Raw genomic sequence first — 25,833 nt, forward strand, 5'->3', positions numbered from 1 at the left:
GATTTCATGCATAGAGGAGTCGTATGACTATTGCTTTAGTATGGTTTCGCCAAGATTTAAGGTTAACCGAAAATCCGGCGTTTATCGAAGCATGCTCTCATCCGTTCGTGATCCCATTATATATTTATGATGAGAACCATAGCGTATTAGGAGAAGCGCAAGCTTGGTGGCTTCACCATAGCCTTATTGCATTAAATAACTCGCTAAATAAAGAAGGATTAAGCCTTGTACTGCGTAAAGGCAACCCATTAGAAATTATTTTAGACTTAATCAGGAAATTACCTGTGGAATCGGTGTATTGGAACCGTTGCTATGAACCGCTTGCTATCACGCGTGATAAAAAAGTGAAAGCCGCTTTATTGGAAAAAGGAATTAAAGTTCACAGCTCAAATGGGAGCTTGCTTCACGAGCCTTGGACCATCCGAAATGAAAACGGTGATTTTTTTAAAGTATTCACTCATTACTGGAAACGATGCAGGCAAATTCTTGATATCCAGCCCTCTCTAGCTTTAACTAATCGCCCGAATGGAATCAAGATTCAAAGCGATGAGCTTCAGGAATGGAAATTATTATCCCCCCTTTGCTGGACTGCACGCTTTCCTGAATTTTGGACCCCGGGAGAAGAAGGCGCACAAAAAAAGCTTAACGAATTTATTGATAGCCATCTGAATGGGTATAAAAAAAATCGGGATTTCCCCGCAAAAAACGCGACATCACGTTTATCACCTCATGTGCATTTTGGTGAAATCAGTCCCTGGACAATCTTAAAAGCCATTGAGCAGGCAAAACAAGACCCTAATTGTGATTTGGTCTCGGTGGAACACTTTTTATCCGAGTTGGGATGGAGAGAATTTTCAGTTTATTTACTCTATCATTTCCCCTCGCTTCCCTATGAGAATTTCAGGAAAAAATTTGATGTATTCCCCTGGCAAAATAATGAGGAATATCTGACTCTCTGGCAAAAAGGCATGACCGGTTATCCCATCATTGATGCTGGCATGAGGGAATTACGGGCAACAGGCTATATGCATAACCGTGTACGTATGATCACCGCATCCTTTCTTACCAAGGATTTACTGATTCATTGGCGCTTGGGGGCGGATTGGTTTTTAAATACCTTGGTGGACGCAGACTTGGCAAATAACAGTGCCAGCTGGCAATGGGTCGCTGGATGTGGGGTCGATGCAGCGCCTTATTTTCGTATTTTCAACCCAGTATTACAAAGTCAAACATTTGATCCAGATGGCGCATACATTCGTCAATGGCTACCTGAGCTTTCCAGTTTAAAAGGTCACGCGGTACATGCTCCCTGGGAAGGGGTTGATTCTAGTCACCTTTATTTCAGTAAAAAATATCCCAAACCTATCATTAATCACCATGCCGCAAGAATCAGGGCACTCAATTACTACAAATCATTACAAAGGAAGAAGCCCCTATGAATCCCTCTTTTTTTATTTTTGGTTTTGGTTATACAGCAAATATTTTGGCGAAAAAATTAACTCAGCTAGGATTGAGAACGGTTGGAACAACGCGTCAGCAAAGAAAAAAACCACGGATGATTCCTCCGCAATCAAACTTATTGATTTTGAAACTCCTGAGATAGAACACTATCTCAGTCAGTCCACCCATCTTTTAGTTAGTATCCCACCTTTAACCGGTGCGGGTGATTCGGTTTTATTAAAATACGCTGATTTGATTAAACGGCATGCGTTTCATATTGAATGGCTAGGGTACTTTTCTTCTACAAGCGTTTATGGCGACCACCAGGGAAACTGGGTCGATGAAACAAGTGCTTGTAAACCACACAGCTTATCTGGAATTTTACGTTTAAAAACAGAGCAAGCCTGGCTTTCTTATGCGAAGGCAAACCAACTTCCACTACACATTTTTAGGTTGGCGGGTATTTATGGGCCAGAAAGAAATATTCTTGAACGCATTCATTTAGGAAAACAATACAGTATCTTCAAAGAGGGACAGGTATTTTCCCGAATACATGTTGATGATATTGTGTCCGTACTTCTTGCCTCAATACAAGCCATTCATCCCTTATCGATATATAACATCGCCGACGATGAGCCTGAAGCATCGCATGTGATTGATGCTTATGCTGCTTTTTTGCTTCAGCGTTCGCCATTACCTTTAGTGCCGTTTGAGAAAGCTTCTTTATCAGCAATGGAATTGGAATTTTATTCAAATAATCGTCGAGTATCCAATTTAAAAATAAAAAATGAGCTTAATATTGCTTTGCAATACCCGTCATTTCGTGAGGGGTTAACTCAACTATGGAAAGAAAAAGAAAACAAGCAGCGCCGGGAAATGAGAGAATAATAACATCCATAATACTTTGATTTATTCATTACCCTAAAACGTGTGATTCTTGTTATAATGTCCGCAACATATTGTTAATTTTTAGCACAGTAAATTGAGAAAGACACGCATTTACCAAGCGGGCCATTATAGCCCCGGCCAAATTCTTGAACTCGCGCCAGGAGCAAGCCAGCACGTCGGAACTGTATTGCGCATGCACCCTGGAGAAAAACTTATTCTTTTTTCAGGTAATAATTGCGAATATTCGGCAACTATTTCTGCGATTCATAAAAAAAAAGTCACTGTTATCATTGATGCAGTCGAGGAAATCAATCGAGAATCTCCACGTCTTATACATCTTGCACAAGCCGTCTCCAAAGGCGAACGCATGGAATTAGTAATTCAGAAAGCAGTAGAACTTGGCGTCACCAGCATCACCCCATTATTCACAGAACGCTCCATAGTCCGCTTGGATGCCGACCGCTTGGCAAAAAAGCATGCACAGTGGCAAGCTATCGCTATTGCTGCTTGCGAACAATCTGGAAGAAATATAATCCCATCTATTGGGCAGGCCTGTTTCCTTAATGATTATCTTCAGCAAAGCCAGGCAACATTAAAACTGGTCTTGTATCCTCATGCCAACATCACCTGGAGAGATTATACGTTTGCAGGCGATATTGCGTTGCTGATCGGCCCAGAAGGCGGTCTAACCAAGGAAGAAATTTTTAAAGCCCAAACCATGCAATTCAAACCATTGAGCTTAGGTCCAAGAATTTTACGTACCGAAACAGCAGCAATTACCGCACTTAGCGTGTTGCAAGCTGTAAGCGGTGATCTATAATGACAATTAATTTAATCAAAAGAGGCGTATTCATGAGCGAACATATTAAAACAATAACCGATGACAGCTTTGAACAGGATGTTCTAAATGCAGGCAAGCCTGTGCTTGTTGATTTTTGGGCCGAATGGTGTGGGCCTTGCCGTGCACTCACCCCTATTTTGGAAGAAGTAGCTGCTAACAACAGCGACAAAATCACGTTTGCCAAAATTAATATTGATGAAAACCCACAAGCTCCTTCCAAGTATGGGGTAATGAGCATTCCTACACTCATTTTGTTTAAAAATGGGCAAGTTGAAGCCGTTAAAATGGGATTACTTTCCAAATCACAATTGAGTGCGTTTGTAGACAGTAATGTCTAGATTTTATTGCACCAACGCAATATTCAAGATAAAGCAATTTTATCTTGAATATTGCAGTATTATTAGCACACGCTTTCGAAAGTTTCGAATTAGCCTGTCTCTTGAATAAAACAAAAAATAAAAATAATGGATTTCATGGAATTCTTATGATAAGCTAAAAAAACTGAGGCATATTTATCTTGAACCAGCAAAAAGTTTAAGAAATGCCATTGGGCAGCAGTTTCCCTAGCTGTCCTTCCCGTGAAAACTATCCTGGATATTCATTTCATTTAACTAACACATCAAGTGAGAAGTATGAATTTTAGTGAACTTAAGCAGTTACCTATCGCTGATCTCGTCAATATCGCCCAAGAAATGGGAGTTGAAAACACCTCTCGCATGCGTAAGCAAGACATTATTTTCGCCATCCTCAAAGCCCACGCGCTAAAAGGGGAAGATATTCATGGTGATGGCGTTGTTGAAGTACTGGCTGACGGTTTTGGGTTCTTGCGTTCTTCAGATGGTTCTTATCTGGCTGGACCAGATGATATTTACGTTTCTCCAAGCCAAATTCGACGATTTGGTTTACGCACTGGAGATACCGTCTCTGGGAAAATTCGTCCACCTAAAGATAATGAACGTTACTTTGCATTATTGAAGGTCGATCAAATTAATTACGAAACCCCAGATAGCGCCAAACGTAAAATTTTATTTGAGAACCTGACCCCTTTATTTGCTTCCGAACGGTTAGTCATGGAGCAGGGCAATGGCAGTACTGAAGATTTGACCGCTCGTGTTGTTGACTTATGTGCACCATTTGGCCGCGGCCAGCGTGGCTTGATTGTCTCGCCGCCTAAGGCTGGAAAAACATTGATGCTGCAAAATATTGCTCATTCAATTGAAAAAAACTACCCAGACTGTTATCTCATTGTTTTATTGATTGATGAACGTCCAGAAGAAGTGACTGAAATGCAGCGCTCTGTTAAGGGTGAAGTGGTTGCAAGTACATTTGATGAACCAGCCAATCGTCATGTGCAAGTAGCCGAGATGGTCATTGAAAAAGCCAAACGCCTGGTTGAGCATAAACGCGATGTCGTCATATTACTGGATTCCATTACTCGATTAGCACGAGCATACAATACAGTCGTTCCCTCCTCTGGCAAAGTATTGACTGGCGGTGTAGATGCCAATGCCCTGCAACGTCCCAAGCGTTTATATGGTGCGGCACGAAATATTGAAGAAGGCGGCAGCCTGACCATTATTGCTACTGCTTTGGTTGATACGGGCTCAAAAATGGATGAAGTTATTTATGAGGAATTCAAAGGCACCGGTAACATGGAGATCCATTTAAGTCGTAATATTGCTGAACGCCGTGTATTTCCTGCTATTAATATCAATCGCTCAGGCACCCGCCGGGAAGATTTGCTTCTCACACCGGAAGAATTGCATCGTACTTGGATATTACGCAAAATTCTGCAATCCATGGATGAATGCGACGCCATTGAGTTTTTACTTGAACGAATGAAAAATCATAAAACCAATGCGGAGTTTTTTGAGGCCATGAAGCGGCAGGAATAACCTGGCATGAAATACGGAGATCTTCGCGACTTTCTCGCGCAATTGGAACACCGTGGATTGCTGCAGCAAATCGATTATCCAGTATCGCCTTATCTGGAAATGACTGCCATAAGCGATAAAGTGCTGCGCCGCGGTGGCCCCGCCTTGCTGTTTACAAACCCTAAAGATCAAAAAATCCCCGTACTCACCAATTTATTTGGAACCGTAGAACGTGTTGCCTTGGGAATGGGAGAAGAAACCATTGGTGCTTTGCGAGAAATTGGTCGATTGCTTGCCGCGCTAAAAGAACCGGAACCTCCGAAAGGATTTAAGGATGCATTTAGCAAATTGCCTTTGCTTAAACAAGCATTCAACATGGCGCCTAAATACGTTCAAAAAGCAAGTTGTCAGACGCATGTCTGGGAGAGGGAAGACGTTGACTTAACAACCCTGCCAATCCAAACATGCTGGCCAGGTGACGCGGCACCGCTTATCACTTGGGGGCTTGTCACCACCAAAGGCCCCAAGCAATCTCGTGAAAATATTGGTATCTACCGTCAACAAGTAATCAATAAAAACCAACTCATCATGCGTTGGCTCTCGCATCGCGGAGGAGCTTTGGATTATCAAGACTGGCAAGCAACCTACCCCGGCGAGCGCTTTCCAATTGCAGTAACCCTTGGAGCCGATCCAGCCACACTATTGGCCGCCGTTACTCCAGTTCCTGATACTTTATCAGAATACGCCTTTGCCGGATTATTGCGAGGCCAACGCACTCAGCTTGTCCGCTGCATTGGTCATGAGTTGCATGTACCAGCCAGTGCTGAAATCATTTTGGAAGGCTATCTTGAACCAGGTTCAGAAGCACCGGAAGGTCCTTTTGGGGATCATACTGGTTATTATAATGAAATAGAGTCCTTTCCTATCTTCACCGTTGAACGCATCACCCATCGGGATGAGCCTATTTATCACAGTACCTACACAGGCCGTCCACCCGATGAACCCGCTATCCTTGGGCTTGCTTTGAATGAAGTTTTTATTCCTTTATTGCAAAAGCAATTTCCTGAAATTGTTGATTTCTATCTTCCTCCAGAAGGTTGTTCTTATCGTCTGGCCATCGTCACTATTAAAAAACAATACCCAGGACATGCTAAACGCATTATGATGGCAGTATGGTCTTTTTTAAGACAATTTATGTATACTAAATTTGTTATTGTCTGCGACGACGATATTGATGCCCGCAATTGGCAAGACGTCGTTTGGGCAATCACCACACGCATGGATCCTAAACGAGATACCGTCATGGTTGATCATACCCCAATCGACTACTTGGACTTTGCGTCGCCAATCAGTGGATTAGGTTCCAAGATGGGCATGGATGCGACCAACAAGTGGACTGGCGAAACTCAACGTGAATGGGGAAAAACCATTGTTATGGATGCTGAGATCCTGAAGCGTGTGCAAGAATATTGGCCGAAATTAGGGTTAGGGGATGAGTGATAAATTAATCCATGCACGGGTGGAGCGCATCTCCCCACTGACAAACAGCATTTTGCAACTTATTCTTGCTCCCGATCATTATATCGATTATCAAGCTGGCCAATATCTGCAAATAATTATGGAGAAAGAAGTATTCAGTTATTCAATAGCAAATGCCCCTTTGGGTTCACACAAATATGAATTGCATATTCGCCACAGTCATGAAAACCCCTATAATCAAGCGTTGTTGGCAGATATTAGAAAACGTGGAGAAGTAACCATTCGGGTACCTCTAGGTGAATGCCATATAAACCGCCTTTACCCTGAAAAGCCTATTTTATTTATTGCTGGCGGCACAGGATTTGCGCCAATTAAAGCCATGATAGAACATTTATTGGCCACAGATACAACACGTTTTTTTGAATTATATTGGGGTGCGCGCTCCCAAAGTGATTTATACATGGATGAAAAGGTAAATCATTGGCAAGCACACGTAAGTCATTTCCAGTATTTTTCTCTTTTGTCAGCGCCAAAAAAGGAATCTCTTGCCTCTCTGATTCTTAAACGCCATACACAAGATTTAAATGATTGGCAAATTGTAATCAGCGGTCCTTTTGATATGGTATACAATACTCGAGATTTACTGGTTGCCGAAGGCGCTTTGCCCGAAAATTTATTTTCAGACGCATTCAGCTTTGAAACAAAAAATGGCTAACTTTAAATTAGCAACGCATTGGAGAAGGCATGGAAACTTTATACCAGCTATTGGGGTTAATGGCTGCAGGACTTATTGTTTGGATATTGTACCGCACTATTAAAGGACAGCCAGAGCAATTCAGCCGTGAAAATCTGGGAAAGAGTTTTTCAAGTATGGGCATACTGGCATTACTCTTAATTGGTTTTGTCGCTCTGCTGATATTGTTTCTAAGAACCACTTAACTTCCATAGGATTTATGAAATCCCAAAATCAAGGCAAATTTCTTTTTAACACAAAGATTGCGTGTTTTTCATAAGTCCTGTTCCAGTCTAATGGCTCCTAGAATTACTATGATAATGACCATGGCGTACCACCAAATAATCCTCAATATTGGGATTATTTATCTCTTCTTCGCTGTTGTCAGGTAATAAAAGGCATTCTTCTACGTAAGTTATTTGACTACTTTCATCCACCAATAATCGATACCATGGATTTTTACAGGCAAAATCGCGCTTGCATGCCTGAGGATTATAACGACCTGACGCCTGAAATAATGGATCGATGTCAACAACAACAGCACGATAACCCTGACGTTTATGAATAACCAGATCACCAATATTAAATTTTGCCATCTTATTCATTGGCTGCTCCTGTTTTTCCAACTAGCAGTGATGATTTTCAAACCAGTGTGTTAATTTTATTATCGACCATATCAACAAAATCTTGAATTTATTTACAGCAAAACGATAAATAATTTTTCATAAATGTTGAACACTGCTGGAGTTCAAAGACTGACGTGAGCTTTAAAGGAAACATCAACGCTAATAAAAGCCATAAAGCAGGAAAAATATATTAACCTTTGCCCAAACTCGTTCATGAGGATTCAAGCGCCACATCGACAAAGCAATGCACCTCTTCAGTAGCGTTTGGAAAAAGGTCTTAGTCAAAGCGGGAAACGGGACGATGGCAGTATGGCACTTTGCCATGTTTGCCATAATAATCTTGGTGGTATTCTTCTGCCGGCCAAAATGGCTGAACTGCAAGCAACCGGGTAGCAACATCGTAACCTTTTCTTCTTAACTGCAGGATTAAATCTTCAGCTTGCTCACGTTGCTTCTGATTATAATAAAATATTGCACTCTGATATTGCTGCCCAAGATCAGGACCTTGTCCTGTACGTTGGGTTGGGTCATGAATTTCAAAAAAGCGTCGAAGTATCTTGCTGTAGTTGGTCATTGAGGAATCAAAAAGCACACGTACGACTTCGTAATGCCCTGTGTTTCCCTGACAAACTTGATCATAAGTCGGCTCAGGCACCATTCCCCCGGAATAACCGACTTCGACTTTAAGAACACCCGGTGTTTGGCGTAGAAAAAAATCAACGCCCCAAAAACAGCCACCGGCTAAAATAGCTTCTTCACTGTCTAATACTGTTGCGTCAGTCACAAAATCAATAGAAGCAGAATTCACACAATAACGACGATTTTTTGCAGTTAAATATTCACCAGTAAATACATGACCCAAATGCCCGTGACAACGATTACAAAGGATTTCAATGCGTTTTCCATCGCTGTCTGGAATTTCTTTAACCGCCTGCGAAATTTCAGCATCAAAACTTGGCCAGCCACAGCCGCTGCTAAACTGACTGTCAGCACGAAACAATGCTAACCCACATCGGCGACATAAATAGCTACCAGACGAACGTACCGTATTGTAAGCCCCCGTATGAGGGCACTCAGTTGCTTTATCACAAATGATACGACGGGCAGCCGGTATCAGGCTGCCCGTTTTATCAAGATATCTCGCGCTAAAAGCCATTAATTTGCTCGCTGACAAATACTATCGGCTAAATAGCCAATTGCTCCGGCATAATAAATGGAATTATTATAACGCAGGATCATTTTATAATTTGGGTAAGCAAGAAATACAGGACCACCATAAGGTTGAACGATACTGGCTTCCAAATTCTGATACGGTAACGGTTTTCCATCTTCGGTACGTATTCCCATAGCATTCCATTCACTGACCGGTTTGACGATGGATTTGCCTTCCAGTTTTTCATCAAAATTTGCCGGTAATTTCACATAAATTGCCCATGGCTCCCCGCTTTGCCAGCCATTCTGTTTCATATAATTGGCAATGGAGGCAAACACATCAGGTTTTGAATCCCATATATCTTTACGGCCATCACCATCATAATCAACCGCGTATTTTACCCAACTAGAAGGCAAAAATTGAGGTTGACCTGATGCCCCAGCCCATTCGCCTTTAAACCGGTTAAGAGGCACATGGCCATCATTAACGATATGTAACGCATAAAACAATTGCTGCCGGAAAAAATCTCGGCGGTTTGAATCATAGGCAAGCGTGGCCAGAGATTTAATAACTGGAAAATTTCCCATGTAATTACCATAACTCGTTTCCATACCCCAGAAAGACATGATAAAACAAGGATCAACGCCATATTGACGAGCTATCTCGTCAACCAGTGCCTTATGTTTTTTATATTCTTTACGTCCAATAACAATACGGTAGTTATCAACGCGCGAATTGCGGTATTTAAGATAGGTTAAGCGATGCTCTGGCTGCGAACGTGCCAAGCTTTTTACCTGTCGACTAGGTTCATGGATATCTGCGAATGCTTCATCAAATAAAGCAGGGGAAATACCTTGATTCAAGGCTTCCTGACGCACCTCGGCTACCCAAAGATTCCAACTTTGCTGATTCGCAAACACCAATGGAGCAAGCAATGCTCCGGTCCAAATCGATAAAATACGCCCCCATTTTCTCATTACGATGCCCTCTTGTTTTGTTTTTGGCTTCACGGTAGACAATAAATTGCCTTGGCGAAGTCAATCATCTCTTTTTTCGTAAACCAGTCACAGCCTCAATCCAATACATTGAATGTTCAGCATAGCATAAAAACCATTTAACCATGGCATCGGCCACAATGGTTGAAACTTTAGCACAGGACTGTAATTATAAATGAAATAACAGAGGAATCATTAAGATCATTTGCCATGAAGCTTTTTAAGACCCCCTCCATCAATGCTTTCTACCGGACAGCAATTGCTACTGTCAGTATATTTTTCCTCATCTTATATATTCTTGTTTTATATGCTACCTATAATCAAAGATTGATTATTCAAAGTGAGCGTCATCGCTATGAATCGCTACTCACCGTTTTTAGCTTGATACAAAATGCCGATGAATTAACAAAAATGGCCCGACTATATGCTGTGACAGGCAACAGTAAATACAAAAAATATTTTTATGATATCCTGGCCATCCAGGATGGCAGGCTGGCCCAACCTAAAAATTATTCCTTCTTTTATTGGGATTACGTATTAAGTGGAATGCAATTCTACCATCCCTCAGGAGAACTAATCAGCGTCTCTTCCCGTATTAAGCAATTGAATTTCAGCCAATATGAAATCTATCTTCTGCAACAAGCTGAAAAACGCATTAATGAATTAATTCAACTCGCCGAAAAAGCGTTTAATTTTATGGTGAATACGCATCGAAAACCCTGGGAACCCATAAAATCTCAAGAAGAAAGAAATCTGGAAATGGCACGCAATCTTTTATATGGTGACGACTTTCTAAAAACCAAAGCCAGCATTTTACAACCTCTAGAAAGCTTTCAAACTGCCGTAGATATTCGCACTGCTCACGATTTCGCAACCTTACATGCAAGGCAGCAGAATATTTTATATATTTTTCAAATCATCATTTTATTTGCTCTACTTCTTTGTGTGCTTGCCTATCGCTATACCAGCCGCCGTATTGTTCACCCCATTAGAGAATTACATATGCAAGCTGAAAAAGTTGCCGATGGCGATTACAGCGTTCGGAATAATATTCACGCTCAAAATGAATTAGAAACGCTGGGGTACACATTAAATAAAATGTGCGGATTTATTGAAAAAGACATCAGCGAACAAAAAAACCTGGCTGAATTACTGCAGCAAAGTGAAGAGCGATTTCGAAATGCCATTGAATATGCGCCTATAGGCATGGCGATTAAAACGCTAAATGGAGTTTTATTGCAAGGCAATCGAGCATTATGTGAAGCGCTTGGTTATGACCAAAACACAATCAACAAACTAACCAATAAAGACATCATTCATCCGGAAGATTTGGCCAAAGAGGAAGCCTTGGAGCAACAGCTTATCCATGGCGAAATCAAAATGTATCAACATGAAAGCCGTTATATTCATAAGGATGGACACGTCGTCTGGGTATTACTCAGTGCCTCGTTAATACGCGATGGTCAGGGTAATCCATTGAACATCGTTTCTCAAATTCACGACATCACCCCCCGCAAACGTGATGAAAAAACCATGGCGGCACTGAATGAACGCATGTCAGCAACACTCGTTGAGCTTCGACAACGCGAACATGAGAATATGTTGCTCAATAAAATGAATGAATTACTACTGACATGCCAAGATGCAGAAGAAGCCTATTCTATTATTTACCTTACAGCAAAAGAATTATTTCCCTCATTAAATGGCGGCTTATCCATCTATAATAAAGCACAAGACCGATTGGAAACGGTGCGGCAATGGGGAGATCATCGAATCTTACAGTCAGAATTCCTACCTAAAGATTGTTGGGCATTACGAAATGGAAATATATATTTTGTTGATAACATGGAAAACTCTATTATTTGCCAACATTATATCAGCACTCCAACTGGCGGCTATATTGATTTACCCCTTCTCGTACGCGGCGAAACCATTGGTCTTTTAGGTTTACATTATTCCCAGGACAAAAAAAGCATCAGTCCCAAACAACAACAGCTGGCAATCACTTTCAGTGAAAACATCAAACTGGCCTTGGCTAACATTTATTTGCGGGAAGCGTTGCGTTTTCAGGCCATACGTGACGTTTTAACCGGGTTATTCAACCGTCGCTATCTGGACGAGACTTTGCCGCGTGAACTGGAACAAATGAAACGTCATCATAGTCTGTTATCCATTGCGATGATAGATATTGATGGTTTCAAAAAATTCAATGATGAATATGGTCATGAAGCAGGCGACGAGGCACTGAAATTCGTAGGCAATCAACTGCAACAAGCCATCAGGGCAGGGGATATTGCATGCCGTTTAGGAGGGGATGAATTCATAATCATCCTCATTAATGCCCGTTTAAATGATGCCCAACAACGAATAGAACAAATATGTGAACAAGTTAAAAACAATCATTTACATTCCCAAGGCCATCTCTTGCCACAAATAACCTTATCGGCGGGTATTGCCGAAGCTCCCCTTCATGGAGATAAGACAGAAGACTTAATGAGTGCGGCGGATGAAGCCTTGTATGCCGCAAAAAAATCAGGCAGAGACACCGTTAAAATATATCAGCCGTAATTTTCCAAAACCCTCTTATAACGACGAAAAGCGATCTCAAAAAGGAAATATTTTTTAACTTGTCCTATTTATTATAAAATAAATTGTTTATAGTTAATCATAGTTATGATTTCATGATTCATTGAGACATAGAATGATTAAAAAATATCTCTATTTAATTATTACCGGTCTCTTATTTGGTTCTCAATTTCTTATCACGCTCCAAGCCATGCAAGGTTATACCGCATTAGATGTTGCCCTAATGCGAGTGTTATTTGGATTCATAATGGTAGCAAGTCTGGTTCCGTTATTTTCATCTTCTGAAAAGTCAGTCAAAATCAAATGGTATCATTATGCTCTTATTGGTTTTTTTGAAGGAACATTCCCCTGTGTTTTAGTTCCCTGGGGCCAACAGCAGATTGATACAGGAATAGCAGCGGTCATTATTAGCACGATGCCTATCTTCGCCATGATTTTTGGTCCTTTTCTGATTAAAGAAGAACGCTTTAGTTTATTTAATATAATAAGTATTCTTATCGGGTTCATTGGCGTTTATGTCTTAATACACCCAGGGGGGAATGGTGCTGGTTTTTTTTCCAAAATTATTCCGGAATTGGCAATCTTAACTGCAAGCGCAAGTTGGGCCTTAAGTTTGGTTTTAATCAAAAAATTGCCAGAAATGTCGCCTTTTATTTTAACCAGAAATATTTTGCTTGCTGCAACAATTGAAATCGGGCTCATTTGGATATTATTCGGTGATCCAATGAACTTTGAAATCAAAACAATTCCACTCATGTACGGCATTTTGTTAGGCGTGTTGAATTCAGGAATTGTTTATATTTTCTATGTCTTATTAATTCGAGCAGCTGGCGTAAATTTTGCAGCTTTCTCTAATTATCTAGTTCCTGTGGTCGGGGGAATATTAGGCATTGCTTTTTTACATGAAACTTATGAAACCTATGAACTTATCGGCTTTTTAATCATTATGATTGGCCTTTTGATGAACACCGTTCGTGACTTGTATTTGTACAAAAATAAAGGATAGCCCCAGTTTATTTATAAAATAAGGAGATTTAAATGAAAAAAATTTCAATCTTATGTGGTGTGTTATTAGGCATAACTACACATGTAGCTTTCGCAGATGCGACTGATATTTCCGGAAAATATTCTTGCAATGGTAAAGCATCCATCAATGGAAAAAAATTCAAGGGGGAGATGGATATTCAAAAAAGCTCTGATAAAACCACTTATAATACAACGTTTACTTGGTCTGACGGTGAAAAAGATATTGGAAGTATGAAAACCACCGCAAAAGCGAATGTTTTTATTCAGCAATGGAATTCAGAAAAAGAGCCTTTTGTTACTGGATTATCACGCTGGACGAAAACAAAGGAAGGATTTATAGTAAAATTCTTTTCAGTCAATCAAACAACCGGCGATATTATGAAAGGTAATGTAACATGTAAGTTTTCTAAATCTACTTCTAACAACTCAACGTCAGACTAAACTCCACAATTTTCCTCTTTTTTCATGCATTCCTTTCTCGAAAAAGCCATTTTGCATTAACTAAACCTATTAGTTGGGCCAGCAAGACCCAACACTTTTATCAAGCAAAATGGCTCAACATGATTGTAGGTAGTACAATTAAAACCATGATGTTTTTTATATAAACCACCGGGAGAGATTAATCTGCAATAGGAGGTCTTACCCGTCTTACAGCGCTGCTCGTAAAGATACCATTGGTTCCAAAAGAGCAGCACGGCGGGCGGGATAAAAACCAAAAAATACCCCAGTGGCTACTGACACAGCGAAACCCGCCAATGGCGGTAATAAATACACCGTAAAAGACCAATGATTAAAACAGGCAACCACCCACGTAAATGCCAAACCAAGAATAACCCCAAGAAAACCACCTAATAGAGACAATAAAATCGACTCTACCAAAAAAGCGTTTGAATTTCCTTATTTTTTGCCCCAACTGCCTTACGAATTCCAATTTCTTTTTACGTTCACTAACGGATACCAGCATAACGTTCATTACCCCAATTCCACCCACCAATAGTGAAATGCCACCTATGACGGCAAGCAACATGGTAAAAATGCGGCCTTGAGTTTCCATGCTGGCGACGATTTGTTTGGCACTGCGTATGAAAACATTCAATGAGGGCGCTTGCCGCTCAATGATTTGTTTCAGTTGTTCGATCACCTCATCAATATTACTATCGGTTTTTAACAGCAATACCGCATTATTGATTTTAATGTCTTTATTGACCAACGCCATACCAGCCAGAGGAATAATGACGGCCCGATTCACATCCTCATTGAAAAATCCATTTTCTTGCCAAGGCTTTGCCACTCCAATAATCGTGTACAATGCCTGTCCAATACGCAGCTGTTTACCGATAGGCTCCGTCAAACCAGCCGCTGTTAACTGTGTTGCCAATTCATTGCCAATGACGCAATAATGTTCAAAGGAATCTACAAATGAAACAAAATTTCCTTTGGCCAGACGAATATGAACAATATCTGCCAGCGATTCATCTGCGCCAATCACCGCCCCATTAACCATGTTCCCCTGGAAACTCATCATTTGATAAGTGGTACCATAAGGGGCAATTTTTAAAACAGGGGGAAGCATGTCCGGCAATTGTCGCCATAGCTCGATTGGAATATTATCTTGCCCGCTTTGATTCTGGCTTGGAGTCTTTTGATAAACAGAAATTGACAGCAGATCAGTGCCTAATGCTTTAAACTGTGCCAAGGCTTTTTCTGTAGCCAATTGACCACAGCTAATTAAAGCAACCACGGAGGCCGTACCAACCAATATACCCAGTACGGCAAGAAAAGATCTTAATTTTGCCGCCAGGATATTTACCAGCGCTTGCCGACAATGACTATTAAGCGCCACCGCTTAGCCTCCCGTTTCTGCAACGATTTGGCCGTCAGCCAAAGTGATTCGTCGCGAACAAAGCGCTGCAACCTGCTCGTCATGAGTCACCAAAATAATAGTACGTCCTTCACCATGCAAAGCTAAAAATAATTTCATGATTTCTTTTCCGGTGTTGGAATCCAATGCACCAGTCGGCTCGTCCGCCAGAATTACTTGCGGTTCGCCAACCAAAGCACGGGCAATTGCTATCCGTTGCTGCTGACCACCAGACAATTGCGATGGATGATGTTCGGCAAAAGACTCCATACCAACACGCTGCAAAGCCGCCTTTACTATCCGCTTCATGTCGGTCGATGAAACTGAACGATACGTCAAGGGCAACCCGACATTTTGCATAGCATTAAAACGTGGCAACAAATTAAATTGCTGAAATACAAAACCAATGCTCTGATTACGTAAAACAGCCAATTCATCCTGACTTAAGCCTGCAATATTTCGGCCCTGCAAAACATATTGCCCTTCGTCCGCCTTATCCAACAAACCAATGATATTCATTAAAGTCGATTTACCTGAACCAGAGGCACCAACGACGGCCAGCATATCACCTTGTTTTACTGTCAATGAAACCTGCTTTAAAACCGTGCTTTCGTGATGACCTATCTGATATTTTTTTACAATGCCGGTTAATGAGATAAGTGACATACATACACCTTAATCATAAATCACAACATCCCCTGATTTTAACCCCGAATCAATCACCACTTTATCCACTAAAGCGCTGCCGGTCGTTACCTCTTGTATCCGATGAGTACCATTTTTTTCTAGTACTTGCACAATGCTTTTACCAGCTTTTAATTTTACGGCAGCGATGGGTATCATTAATTTATCCGCACTATCCACCGATAATTCGATGGAAGCGCTCATGCCCACTTTTACCCAGGCTTGTTGTTGCAACGTCAATCCCTTAACCTCTACGATCGCGGTAAACGACGGCAATGTGGCTGCACTGGTCGTTGAAGCTTGGGCATTCATTACAATTAATTTCCCCTGGAGTGCTTCTTTAGGAAAAGCCGTACTGCGGATAACAGCTGGCATTCCAGGTTTAACTTTATCAATATCCACCTCAGGAATATCAATTTCCACGCGAATTCCGCTCATATCACCAATGAGGGCAAGCACTTGTCCCGCTTTAACCGCCGTCCCTACCGTTAATCGTCCACTTTTATCTTCATTTGATTTTGGCGGATATAAAAGCACACCATCATCGGGTGATTTCAAATGAATCATATTATGTTTCGCGGTCAGCGCTAGTCGGACCTTATCAAATGCTGCAAAACTTAAAGAAGACAAATTCTGTCCACCATCATTATCCATCTTCTCCAGCATGTCTGATAATTTATGAGTCGCCTGCATTAATGAAACACGAGCATTATTAAGACTGGATTTTTCACTAAGATAATTGTTTTTGGAAAGCAAACCGGCTTGCCATAAATCTTCTGTTCCTACAAATTTAGCCTGTGCTATGGTGTAAGTATCCTTTGCCTTTAAATAATCCGTTAGTACTTCATTATATTGCTTTTGCAATTCAGGCGAGTTTAAGGTAAATACAACGTCATTTTTCTTAATACGTTGGCCATAATGATAATGCATGGTTTCTACAACCGCATCCATTGGGCTGGTCAGCGTATTTTCTTTTAATGGCTGCATGGTTCCGGTAAAATACAACGTTTTGTGGATATTTTCCGGTTTTACCTCATAAGTCTTGAGATTATTTTTAGCCATAGAAGTTTGTTCGCCACAGGCAGTAAGCAAACTTGAAAAAAATAAAAGAATAAACAGCCTGCCCATGGCTTTTGCCGTGTATTCCTTGAATTTTCTCTTTAAGTGATTGGTCATGTTCATCCGCAATATCTGAGTTTTATTTGCCATTGTTCAAGGGTGGTTCCCAATAGGCGCTGCAATGCTGATATTTGATTCAAATAGGCTATTTTTGCATTGATAAGGCCATTTTGAGCTTGTAATAACTGATTCTGGGTATTACTGACATCCAGCGAACTTGCTATCCCTGCTTGTTGCTTTTTCTTTTCCAAAGCATAAGATTGCGCTGCCAATTTAACTTGGCGTAGAGCCAGTTCATAACGTTTCGCCTGGCTTTGTATATTATTAATAGTGTTTTTAACACTCGTTATTAAGGCACGTTTGGCCGCAATTAAATTTAAACGATCTTTCTCCAGCCGAACTTTGGCAGAAATCAATTGATCACGCCGGCCAATATCATTAATGGGAATTGTTAAAGTCACTCCGGCTGATTCAATGGTATTGCGTCCATTGTAAATACCTAATAAACCACCATTACCATCCACATTATTCATGGTACCGGTTTGCACATTGGCATTTAAGTTTAATTGCCACAGCTGTTGATTTTTAGCCACTTTATAGGCTCTCTCGTCTGCACGCAATGCCATCTTTAGCGCCAAATACTGCGTATTCTGATTTAAGGCTATTTCAATCGATTCATTCACATCCGGTATAACAATCTTTCCTAAAGAAACATCGCTGGGAACAGCCAACTTCAGTGAAGGGTCAAGTCCTATGGTTTGCAGCAATTCCTGAGTCATGTTTATAAAATCATTCTCGGCTTGTTCTACCATCAAGTTTAAAGATTCAATCTGATAGGATTGTTGAATATTTGCCGTAGGTTCCAGCTGGCCTGCTTTTATTTTTTTTTCTATTAATTTCATACGTTTTTTTGGCTTCCTCTAATTGCCGCCGTTCGTTTTGCAAGCTATTACCGCTTAAAATCAATGCACGATAGCTGGTAATTACTTGAGTGACTTGATCCATCACTGCTTGTTGTAAATTTAATTTATTTAACCACTCATTGTCCTGTGCATCTAATAAGCCAGCTTCATTGGCCGCCTTACCAAAACCACGCAATAATGGTTGTGAAATGGAAAAATTAAGCAAAGGATTATAACCACCAATAGACGCAACATTATTGTCCATTTGCAACGACAAATCGGTGCCAAATTTGGTTTTTAAACCTATTTCAGGGGTAAATATGGAACTGTTTGTGGTTGTGCTGCCAATGCCACTGTAATGGCTTTTTTCGCTTTGCACGGTACCTGCCAAAGCATATTGCAATTCAAACTGATTTTCTGCCAGTCGTAACTGATATCGCTGAATAATGCGATCGAGTTCTGCATTGCGAATATTGGGGTTGTAGCGCAAGGCTAACAAAATCGCTTCCCGCAAACTCAAAAATTGCGCTTTGGCAGAATGAGATGTTGGCGAAGTAGGCAATTCTATCCAATGTTCCACCATATATTCAGGATTTTTAATTGCTTTTTCAAGGCGTTCTTCGGCAGCTATTACACGCTGCATCTCCAAAGCAGGATCATCTCCCCAACGAAACTTAGGTATTTCGGAAGTGCATTGATTCGATGAGTTCTGCGCAGCAAACGTTAAACCATTCAAGGATAAGCTAATGATCCAGAAAATCTTGGTGATCGTCCCCCAATTCATTAATTTACCACCAACCCTGGCACCGTAAAGCGTTGTCTATCTTGCAGGCGCAATGCGGTTAATTCTCCTCCCCAAAGACAACCCGTATCAATCGCATAGATTCTTGGAAGAGAACATTGACCCAATAAAGCTGCCCAATGCCCAAACACAATATCCACAGGAATCTCATGACGATGAGGAACTTCAAACCATGGATAAAGAGCTGCCGGAGCCTCTTTAATAGAGCCTTTATAACGAAAACATAAACGGCCTTGATGGTCACAAAAACGCATGCGGGTAAAATAATTGCAAATTACCCTCAACCTGGTTGTGCCCGTTAAGTTAAAAGACCATATATCGGGTTCATTGCCATACATATGAGTTAAGAATTCCTGATAATGCTCTCCCCACAAAACCTGCTCCAATTCTTCCGCCAATTGTTGCGCTTGTGGTAAGTCCCACATGGGAGCAATGCCAGCGTGAGTCATTACAATATTCAACGCTTCATCATAAATTAAAATGTTTTGTTTACGCAGCCAATGTCCCAATTCGTCACGATCAGGGGCACGGATTATTTCCACTAAAGTATCATCTGCATTGACTTTGTTAGTCTCACCAAAGAGTCGATTTAAAAGATGTAAATCATGATTACCCAGTGTGATTCGTGGCTTATGGGGTAATCGTTTGATAAAACGCAATACGGCAAGGGACTGTGGTCCACGATTAACCAAGTCACCTACAAACCAAAGTCTGTCTTGATGTTCATTAAAATCAATTCGTTCAAGTAACCGCTGCAATGGATCATAACAACCTTGAACATCACCAATAACATAATCAGCCATTGTGTTTATTCTCAAGTTTTACCTGAGCTACCGAAGTTTCTATGACTTGCCATTGCCCATTGGCAGCCAGATGACGAAGCGGCTCTGATGGGGTTCCAGCCAGTTTCTGAGTAAAATGACTACCCTGTTGTGTCGTATTTATCAACTCGGTAGCAGACTGTTCTGTTATTTTCCCTGTGTTTAAGTTATGGACTTTTACCTGATTAGGTAAAACAACCGCATAGTCTGAAACCACAATGCCGCTAACCATTTGCTGATTTTTCGATTGTTCAAACCGTGAAATAACCTCGCCATCAGCCGCAATCTTGTGTAACCCCAACGATAAAAATCCTTTTTGTATGGCTTGCCAGTTTTTAAATTCCGGATGCTCGCGCACAAAGTATTTAAATATTTCCGCACACATCAATAAGCCGCCAGGAACCATAAATAAAGGGGCTTTATTGATCATAATCTGGCCTTTTTCCAAGGCAATGGTGAGCCACTTGATAAATTCCATGCCAATCAATCGTTCTTTTTCAGCCAACGAATCTGGTATTGAATCAATAAAGGTTGAAATGCGATTGGCACGACCTCCGCGGCCAGCCATATTTCGAATCAAGAATTCACTAAAGTATCGCTGGATAGCAATGGCATCTGCACGAATCAAAACAGCACCCAAAGTACCTGCTGACTGCCAATCTTCATTAAGAAGTGCAAGCCATACAGCCAATACCTGCGGATTAGCCGCGATCCAAGAGAACCCATTAGCAGGCATCAACGCCCGTCCCAACAATAAATTTAGGCGACGACGCAACTCTTCTTCTGATTCTTTTTGAAATTCAAAATGATAATATCTACCAACAGACGCCATGCTTTCTAAGAGCGGGTTCCATTGTTTTAATTGCTGCCCATTTAAATCAAATAATTCAACGCTGTAATTATTTTGTAATTTTCCAATTCCTTGCAAAATACCTGCAGAAAACAAGGCATATACCCATAACTTTTGCTCCTCGGAAAGTTCTGCACCTTCTTGCAATACATATTCTCTAAATAAATGCAGGGCTGCTTCCGTACGATTTAAAGCATGATCCAGTAAACCACCAGGTAAAGAGTAGTAACTGTTTGAAGTTTCCGGCAAACTTTGACCGTGATTAATAAAATTATGAATGAGCGGCATGCACAGCAGCTCAAAACGTGATCCTTCAAGCCCACTGGATAACTTGATTTTCGCAAGCAATTCTTGTCTTTTAGCATCAGCCAACAGTTGTGCCGGTGATTCAACCGCCGTTAAATCTTTCAATGGCTTAGAACTAGGCGATTTTGCTTTTTTACTGTAACGGTGAAACAAGGCAATCTCCCGACCTTATAAATATTTTTATCTTATCCTTATTATTACACGCTTTTTACGCAAGTGATTTTATTTCCGGTCGAACGAAGTATACACTATTTGGTAACAAATTTCGCTATCTGAACATACTCCGCAATAGAGAGCTGTTCAGGCCTTAGCTTTGGGTCAATGCCTAATGCACTTATTTCCGAGGAATTAAGAAGCGGCTTTAAATTATTTGCCAATGTTTTTCTTCGCATGGAAAAGGCTTGCGCCAATAAGCGCTCCAATTGATGAAATTCCACTTCAGGATAAGGTGAAATACGATGGGGAGTGAGATGCACTATGGCAGATTCCACTTTAGGTTTTGGAAAAAAAACATCCGCTGGGACATTAAACAAATGTTCCACCTTGCAATAATATTGCACGATAACGCTTAACCGCCCATAATCCTTACACCCCGGGCTTGCTGCCAAGCGCTCTACCACTTCTTTTTGCAACATAAAAAGCATGTCTTGAAGGTGGCTTGCGAAATGCAACAAGTGCAAGATAAGCGGGGTCGATATATTATAGGGCAAATTACCTATGACTCTTACTGACTTGCCAAATTGACTATAATCAATGGTTAAAGCATCCGCATCCATGAGTTGCAACCTCTCAGACGCATTAGGAAGAGTCCATAAATACGCTTGTAAATCCTTGTCAATTTCAATGGCGGTTAATGAATTCAGATGTTTCAACAATGGCTTTGTTAATGCCCCTTGTCCCGGACCAATTTCTACGACGTGATCATCGGCTTTAGGCTCAAAGGCTCGTAAAATAGCAGCAATGATTTGTGGACTTTGCAAAAAATTTTGTCCAAACCTTTTGCGGGGACGATGTTGCATACAAGATTCCCAAAAATAAATCAGCGTCTATTATGCCAGATAAAGAAATAATCGACAGACTTAGGAAATGCATGTTAGTGTCTATTCTTAATTTTGCCGATCTGTTATCTACTTATGCTAAGTCATCTGATCGAACTGCGTCGTCGTCTACTACATACTCTTTTTGTGTTTTTAATCTTTTTTGTATTGTTTTTTATATACTCAGGCGAACTATTCCTCTTTTTAGTTCAACCTTTAATTAAAAATCTTCCTGCTCAAGATTCTTTGATTGCTACCTACCTTACTTCACCTTTATTCATTCCTATTCAACTGGCGGCAGACAGTGCCATGCTTCTTACTGCCCCTTTTGCCCTATTTCATGTCTGGCGTTTTGTTTCTCCCGGCCTCTATCGCCATGAACAAGAGAATGTATCCTGGGCGATCATCATCAGTCTAACGCTTTTTGCTGTTGGTGTATTGTTTTGCTTTTATCTCGTTTTACCCTTTATGCTGCAGTTTTTTGCACAAGCGGTTCCTCAAGGAGTACGCTTCCTTCCGGATATGGCTTATGCTGTTGATTTCATCCTCCGAATGCTATTGATTTTTGGCGTTTGTTTTCAAGTTCCACTACTGTGTCTCTTGTTGGTACGCTTGCAATTGCTTCAGGTAAGCTCGTTAAAACTCATACGACCTTATGTCATTGTCGCTGCATTCATTATCGGAATGCTGCTAACTCCACCGGATGTATTTTCCCAGATCATGCTGGCCTTGCCGCTTTGCCTCTTATATGAATTTGGGCTTCTATTGGCTGTATTCTTTCAAAAAAAACAAGACTTACGAAAAATCCCGCGGTCAAGGCAAAGAAATTAGAGGCGACAGAGATTGGCCGTTTTCCGTAAGTCCTGAAGAAATTTACGGTAAACATTAAGGCACCTCTTCATCCTGTAAATATTTCGTGTCGGCTTTTTTGGCTTTTTTCAGGTTTTCCTGCAATTGATGCTCATTCAACTGCGATTGCCAAAACCGTGACCATTGTTGTTGATAATGATGCAAGAGACGAGCCATTTTGGCTAAATGATGCGCCAGCATGGGCAATTTGGATGGACCAAATACCAATAAAGCCACCAGCAAAGTCAGCAATACCTCGCCGGCACTCATGGTTTTTGATCATCATCTTCATTTAGAGCACGACGAAAATTTTTAATGGCCGCACCCAAATCCGATCCTATGCTTTTAAGTTTGCTGGTTCCAAATAAAGCAATAATAATCAGAAAAATTAATAATAAAGATAAAGGACTGATTCCGCTTATTCCCATGTGCAGCTCCTTAAGCTTTCAGCGTCGTATAAAAGCAGTTAATCCGCCAGCAATTGCCGTACCCAAAGCAATTGCCGCCAATTTTTTATGATCAAATATGCCAAGATAACTGATGGCACTGAATGTGATCATGACTGTAAAAAAACACCACCTAGCCGCTTATTCCAATTAAAACGAGCTCTTGCTTCAGACTCCTTAGACATCAATGCTTCTGCATAAGATAATTTTTGTTCTTTGCTTAGTAATAATACATCGTTAAGCAAACGTGGCATATGGGGTAATTGCTCAACAAAGAAAGGGAGATTCTCGCGTAAATTTTTAAGCAAGGCTTTGGGTCCCACTTGTTCTCGCAGCCATTTTTCAAGGAAAGGCTTTGCCGTTAACCACAAATCAAGTTCCGGGTACAATTGACGCCCAAGGCCTTCTATAGCCAGCAGTGTTTTTTGCAGCAATACCAGTTGTGGCTGTACTTCCATTTGAAAACGACGAGCCACCTGAAATAACTGTAATACCACCAACGCAAAAGAAATGTCTTTCAGCGGTTTTTCAAAAATCGGTTCGCATACCATGCGGATAGCACTTTCAAATTCATGAACACGCGTGTTTCTTGCGACCCAACCTGATTCAACATGCAATTGCGCCACTCTACGATAATCACGATTAAAAAAAGCCAGCAAATTCTCAGCCAGATAACGTTTATCATTATCATTCAACGTACCAATAATGCCAAAATCAATACAAATATATTGTGGGTCATCTGGATTGACGAAGGAAACAAAGATATTACCTGGATGCATGTCTGCATGGAAAAAACAATCCCGGAAAACTTGGGTGAAAAAAATCTCAAGCCCTCGTTCTGCAAGCTTTTTGATGTTCACCCCATATTCTCTTAATGTTGCAATATCCGTCACAGGAATGCCGTAAATACGCTCCATGACCATGACGTTATCACGAACGTAATCCCAGTAAATTTCAGGAATGTAAAGCAATGGAGAATTATGAAAATTACGCCGCAATTGCCCGGCATTTGCTGCTTCACGCTGCAGGTTTAACTCATCGATTAAATTATGCTCAAATTCTTGGACAATTTCTCTCGGTTTAAATCGTTTGCTTTCAGACCAGTATCGATCGGCCAAGTTGGCAATGGTATGTAAAATACTTAAATCTTGTTCAATTATCTTTTTGATACCAGGACGCAAAATTTTTACAACCACATCTTCCCCACTTTTTAATGTGGCAGCATGGACCTGTGCAATAGACGCGGAAGCAAGCACATTTTCATCAAACGCAGCAAACACTTCAAATGCAGATTGGCCAAATGCTTTCTCAATAATAGCCAAGGCTTTTTCACTGGCAAATGATGGCACTTTATCCTGCAGCTTACATAACTCCAAAGCAATATCCACAGGTAAAATGTCAGGTCTGGTTGATAACGCTTGTCCAAATTTAACAAAAATAGGACCAAGTTCTTCCAGCGTTTTTCGTAATGCCTCGCCCCTTGTCAGTTTTTCTCGGCGAAACCAGTTCCAGGGATTTAAATACACGATAAAACGCAATGGTGCAAAAAGCCGGATACTTACAATGACTTGATCAAGTCCATTTCTGGCCAAAATATAATTAATATGCAGTAATCGCACCAATTGTTTAATCGGCTTCATAGCGGGCCCGTAATTGATTGACGTGGGCAGCTAGGCGCTCGACACGTAAAGACAGATCATCAACCTCTTTGAAAAAATCATTCATTTCTTCTCGCGGCGGCACCATGCGCAATTCTTCTTGTAAATATTCTGTTATATTCTGCTGTAAGGATTCCACAGTACGTCGTTTGAACGTCAATCCGCGCCGAAAAAATGACCCTACTTGATAAGCTACGACGTCTCCGGTAAATTGCGCAAGATGTCCTTCCCAGTCAATGTCCAACTCATCAAATAGTTTTTTTACCTCTTGTCCTAATTCAACATCGCCTGACACTTTGATTTGATCATTGAATAATGAACGAACTTTTGAAGCAGGCAATACGCTTAAACGAATTAATCCCAGTGGACTGCTATGTATAATCGTATCAATATGGCCATTATAGTCAGAGAGTAATTGTAATTCGCCCTGGGAAAAATAGATAAAAAAATTCACATTCAAAGGGGTAATAATCACCTCTATAGCTTTACCTTCCAAGGCTTGCAATTTAGGCAGTCGGGTTTCATCAAGAGATAAGGCACGGTTAATTGCTTTTTGCAGGGCTTTTATCGTTAAATTTTTAATCATATTCTTCTCTTACGTACGTCTTTGCCCGTCATGCAATAATGCTCAATCCAAGCAAATACCTCAAAACATGGTTCATGATGGTCTGGCGAATATGAAACGACAGTCAATCACGCACCTAGTACTTTTTCCATTTAATTTTGACAGATTGTCCGTCATTCCCGCGAAAGCAGGAATCCATGTTTAAGTGGCTCTGTGCTCCATTCAAAATGGATTCCTGCCTTCACAGGGAAACAAAAACAGAGCGGGGATGTCAGAAACCAGAACCATTTTT

The 25,833-nt window shown here is 40.9% G+C and carries 24 protein-coding genes and 2 pseudogenes; 12 read left to right on the top strand and 14 right to left on the bottom strand.

Features of this window, described 5'->3' with window-relative positions:
* The first annotated feature begins 23 nt into the window (after positions 1 to 23).
* The 8 genes from LOA_RS12565 to LOA_RS12600 all read left to right on the top strand — a co-directional run bounded on the left by LOA_RS12565 (position 24) and on the right by LOA_RS12600 (position 7,461).
* Entirely contained in the window at positions 24 to 1,439 is a 1,416-nt protein-coding gene (locus LOA_RS12565) for a cryptochrome/photolyase family protein (protein WP_025386640.1), read from the top strand.
* Positions 1,378 to 2,328 carry an SDR family oxidoreductase gene (locus LOA_RS12570; RefSeq protein ID WP_238551267.1) on the top strand — a complete coding sequence of 317 codons (951 nt, stop codon included), beginning with the start codon at positions 1,378 to 1,380 and terminating at the stop codon, positions 2,326 to 2,328. The genes LOA_RS12565 and LOA_RS12570 overlap by 62 nt, the downstream gene beginning before the upstream one ends.
* Before the next feature lie 94 nt (positions 2,329 to 2,422).
* Positions 2,423 to 3,148, top strand: a complete 726-nt coding sequence (locus LOA_RS12575) for a 16S rRNA (uracil(1498)-N(3))-methyltransferase (protein WP_025386641.1) — start codon at positions 2,423 to 2,425, stop codon at positions 3,146 to 3,148.
* Positions 3,149 to 3,180: 32 nt separating this feature from the next.
* Positions 3,181 to 3,507, top strand: coding sequence for a thioredoxin TrxA (gene trxA, locus LOA_RS12580; RefSeq protein ID WP_025386642.1), 327 nt, complete (start codon positions 3,181 to 3,183; stop codon positions 3,505 to 3,507).
* Positions 3,508 to 3,801: 294 nt separating this feature from the next.
* Positions 3,802 to 5,064: a transcription termination factor Rho gene (gene rho, locus LOA_RS12585; RefSeq protein ID WP_025386643.1), complete on the top strand. Its 1,263-nt coding sequence runs from the start codon at positions 3,802 to 3,804 to the stop codon at positions 5,062 to 5,064.
* Positions 5,065 to 5,070: 6 nt separating this feature from the next.
* Positions 5,071 to 6,543 carry a 4-hydroxy-3-polyprenylbenzoate decarboxylase gene (gene ubiD, locus LOA_RS12590; RefSeq protein WP_025386644.1) on the top strand — a complete coding sequence of 491 codons (1,473 nt, stop codon included), beginning with the start codon at positions 5,071 to 5,073 and terminating at the stop codon, positions 6,541 to 6,543.
* Positions 6,536 to 7,237 (top strand): NAD(P)H-flavin reductase, encoded by a 702-nt coding sequence (locus tag LOA_RS12595; protein WP_025386645.1) that lies wholly within the window; start codon positions 6,536 to 6,538, stop codon positions 7,235 to 7,237. The genes ubiD and LOA_RS12595 overlap by 8 nt, the downstream gene beginning before the upstream one ends.
* A gap of 29 nt (positions 7,238 to 7,266) precedes the next feature.
* On the top strand, positions 7,267 to 7,461 hold the full coding sequence (locus tag LOA_RS12600) for a hypothetical protein (RefSeq protein ID WP_025386646.1): 195 nt from the start codon (positions 7,267 to 7,269) through the stop codon (positions 7,459 to 7,461).
* A gap of 87 nt (positions 7,462 to 7,548) precedes the next feature.
* On the opposite strand, the gene hspQ is transcribed toward LOA_RS12600, so the two are convergent.
* The 3 genes from hspQ to LOA_RS12615 all read right to left on the bottom strand — a co-directional run bounded on the left by hspQ (position 7,549) and on the right by LOA_RS12615 (position 10,011).
* Positions 7,549 to 7,860: a heat shock protein HspQ gene (gene hspQ, locus LOA_RS12605; RefSeq protein WP_025386647.1), complete on the bottom strand. Its 312-nt coding sequence runs from the start codon at positions 7,858 to 7,860 to the stop codon at positions 7,549 to 7,551.
* Between the two features lie 298 nt (positions 7,861 to 8,158).
* The gene (locus tag LOA_RS12610; protein ID WP_025386648.1) at positions 8,159 to 9,037 is read right to left on the bottom strand and encodes a bifunctional methionine sulfoxide reductase B/A protein; all 879 of its coding nucleotides are present in this window, start codon (positions 9,035 to 9,037) and stop codon (positions 8,159 to 8,161) included.
* Positions 9,037 to 10,011, bottom strand: coding sequence for a lytic murein transglycosylase (locus tag LOA_RS12615; protein WP_025386649.1), 975 nt, complete (start codon positions 10,009 to 10,011; stop codon positions 9,037 to 9,039). Before LOA_RS12615 ends, LOA_RS12610 begins: the two co-directional genes overlap by 1 nt.
* A 228-nt stretch (positions 10,012 to 10,239) precedes the next feature.
* Here LOA_RS12615 and LOA_RS13945 point away from each other — a divergent pair, with 228 nt between their 5' ends.
* The 3 genes from LOA_RS13945 (at position 10,240) to LOA_RS12630 (ending at position 14,082) form a co-directional block, all read left to right on the top strand.
* The gene (locus tag LOA_RS13945) at positions 10,240 to 12,597 is read left to right on the top strand and encodes a diguanylate cyclase (RefSeq protein WP_025386650.1); all 2,358 of its coding nucleotides are present in this window, start codon (positions 10,240 to 10,242) and stop codon (positions 12,595 to 12,597) included.
* A gap of 133 nt (positions 12,598 to 12,730) precedes the next feature.
* Positions 12,731 to 13,621: a DMT family transporter gene (locus LOA_RS12625; protein ID WP_025386651.1), complete on the top strand. Its 891-nt coding sequence runs from the start codon at positions 12,731 to 12,733 to the stop codon at positions 13,619 to 13,621.
* Positions 13,622 to 13,653: 32 nt separating this feature from the next.
* Positions 13,654 to 14,082, top strand: coding sequence for a hypothetical protein (locus LOA_RS12630; protein ID WP_025386652.1), 429 nt, complete (start codon positions 13,654 to 13,656; stop codon positions 14,080 to 14,082).
* A 207-nt stretch (positions 14,083 to 14,289) separates the two neighbouring features.
* Here the strand turns inward: LOA_RS12630 and LOA_RS12635 are convergent.
* The 7 genes and pseudogenes from LOA_RS12635 to rsmA all read right to left on the bottom strand — a co-directional run bounded on the left by LOA_RS12635 (position 14,290) and on the right by rsmA (position 22,005).
* Positions 14,290 to 15,484 (bottom strand): annotated as a pseudogene (locus LOA_RS12635) (ABC transporter permease).
* 3 nt (positions 15,485 to 15,487) lie between these two features.
* Entirely contained in the window at positions 15,488 to 16,168 is a 681-nt protein-coding gene (locus LOA_RS14575; RefSeq protein ID WP_025386653.1) for an ABC transporter ATP-binding protein, read from the bottom strand.
* A gap of 9 nt (positions 16,169 to 16,177) precedes the next feature.
* A complete protein-coding gene (locus tag LOA_RS14580) occupies positions 16,178 to 17,362 on the bottom strand; it encodes an efflux RND transporter periplasmic adaptor subunit (protein WP_042239019.1) in 1,185 nt (394 codons plus the stop codon).
* 2 nt (positions 17,363 to 17,364) lie between these two features.
* Positions 17,365 to 18,889 (bottom strand): annotated as a pseudogene (locus LOA_RS12650) (TolC family protein).
* A gap of 101 nt (positions 18,890 to 18,990) precedes the next feature.
* Positions 18,991 to 19,812, bottom strand: coding sequence for a symmetrical bis(5'-nucleosyl)-tetraphosphatase (locus tag LOA_RS12655; RefSeq protein WP_025386655.1), 822 nt, complete (start codon positions 19,810 to 19,812; stop codon positions 18,991 to 18,993).
* Positions 19,805 to 21,139, bottom strand: coding sequence for a TraI domain-containing protein (locus LOA_RS12660; protein WP_025386656.1), 1,335 nt, complete (start codon positions 21,137 to 21,139; stop codon positions 19,805 to 19,807). The genes LOA_RS12655 and LOA_RS12660 overlap by 8 nt, the downstream gene beginning before the upstream one ends.
* Positions 21,140 to 21,234: 95 nt before the next feature.
* Positions 21,235 to 22,005: a 16S rRNA (adenine(1518)-N(6)/adenine(1519)-N(6))-dimethyltransferase RsmA gene (gene rsmA, locus LOA_RS12665; protein WP_025386657.1), complete on the bottom strand. Its 771-nt coding sequence runs from the start codon at positions 22,003 to 22,005 to the stop codon at positions 21,235 to 21,237.
* A gap of 114 nt (positions 22,006 to 22,119) precedes the next feature.
* Between rsmA and tatC the strand changes: the two genes are divergently transcribed.
* Positions 22,120 to 22,854 carry a twin-arginine translocase subunit TatC gene (tatC, locus tag LOA_RS12670; RefSeq protein WP_025386658.1) on the top strand — a complete coding sequence of 245 codons (735 nt, stop codon included), beginning with the start codon at positions 22,120 to 22,122 and terminating at the stop codon, positions 22,852 to 22,854.
* 54 nt (positions 22,855 to 22,908) lie between these two features.
* Here tatC and LOA_RS12675 read toward each other — a convergent pair whose 3' ends face one another.
* The 4 genes from LOA_RS12675 to LOA_RS12690 form a co-directional block, all read right to left on the bottom strand.
* Positions 22,909 to 23,142 carry a twin-arginine translocase TatA/TatE family subunit gene (locus LOA_RS12675; protein WP_025386659.1) on the bottom strand — a complete coding sequence of 78 codons (234 nt, stop codon included), beginning with the start codon at positions 23,140 to 23,142 and terminating at the stop codon, positions 22,909 to 22,911.
* Entirely contained in the window at positions 23,139 to 23,300 is a 162-nt protein-coding gene (gene tatA / locus LOA_RS12680; RefSeq protein WP_025386660.1) for a twin-arginine translocase TatA/TatE family subunit, read from the bottom strand. Before tatA ends, LOA_RS12675 begins: the two co-directional genes overlap by 4 nt.
* Before the next feature lie 128 nt (positions 23,301 to 23,428).
* Positions 23,429 to 24,958 carry a ubiquinone biosynthesis regulatory protein kinase UbiB gene (gene ubiB, locus LOA_RS12685; protein WP_081726661.1) on the bottom strand — a complete coding sequence of 510 codons (1,530 nt, stop codon included), beginning with the start codon at positions 24,956 to 24,958 and terminating at the stop codon, positions 23,429 to 23,431.
* Positions 24,945 to 25,562 carry a ubiquinone biosynthesis accessory factor UbiJ gene (locus LOA_RS12690; RefSeq protein WP_025386661.1) on the bottom strand — a complete coding sequence of 206 codons (618 nt, stop codon included), beginning with the start codon at positions 25,560 to 25,562 and terminating at the stop codon, positions 24,945 to 24,947. The genes ubiB and LOA_RS12690 overlap by 14 nt, the downstream gene beginning before the upstream one ends.
* Positions 25,563 to 25,833 lie beyond the last annotated feature (271 nt).

The organism is Legionella oakridgensis ATCC 33761 = DSM 21215, from assembly GCF_000512355.1.
In the GTDB taxonomy this organism is placed as follows: Bacteria; Pseudomonadota; Gammaproteobacteria; order Legionellales; family Legionellaceae; genus Legionella_A; species Legionella_A oakridgensis.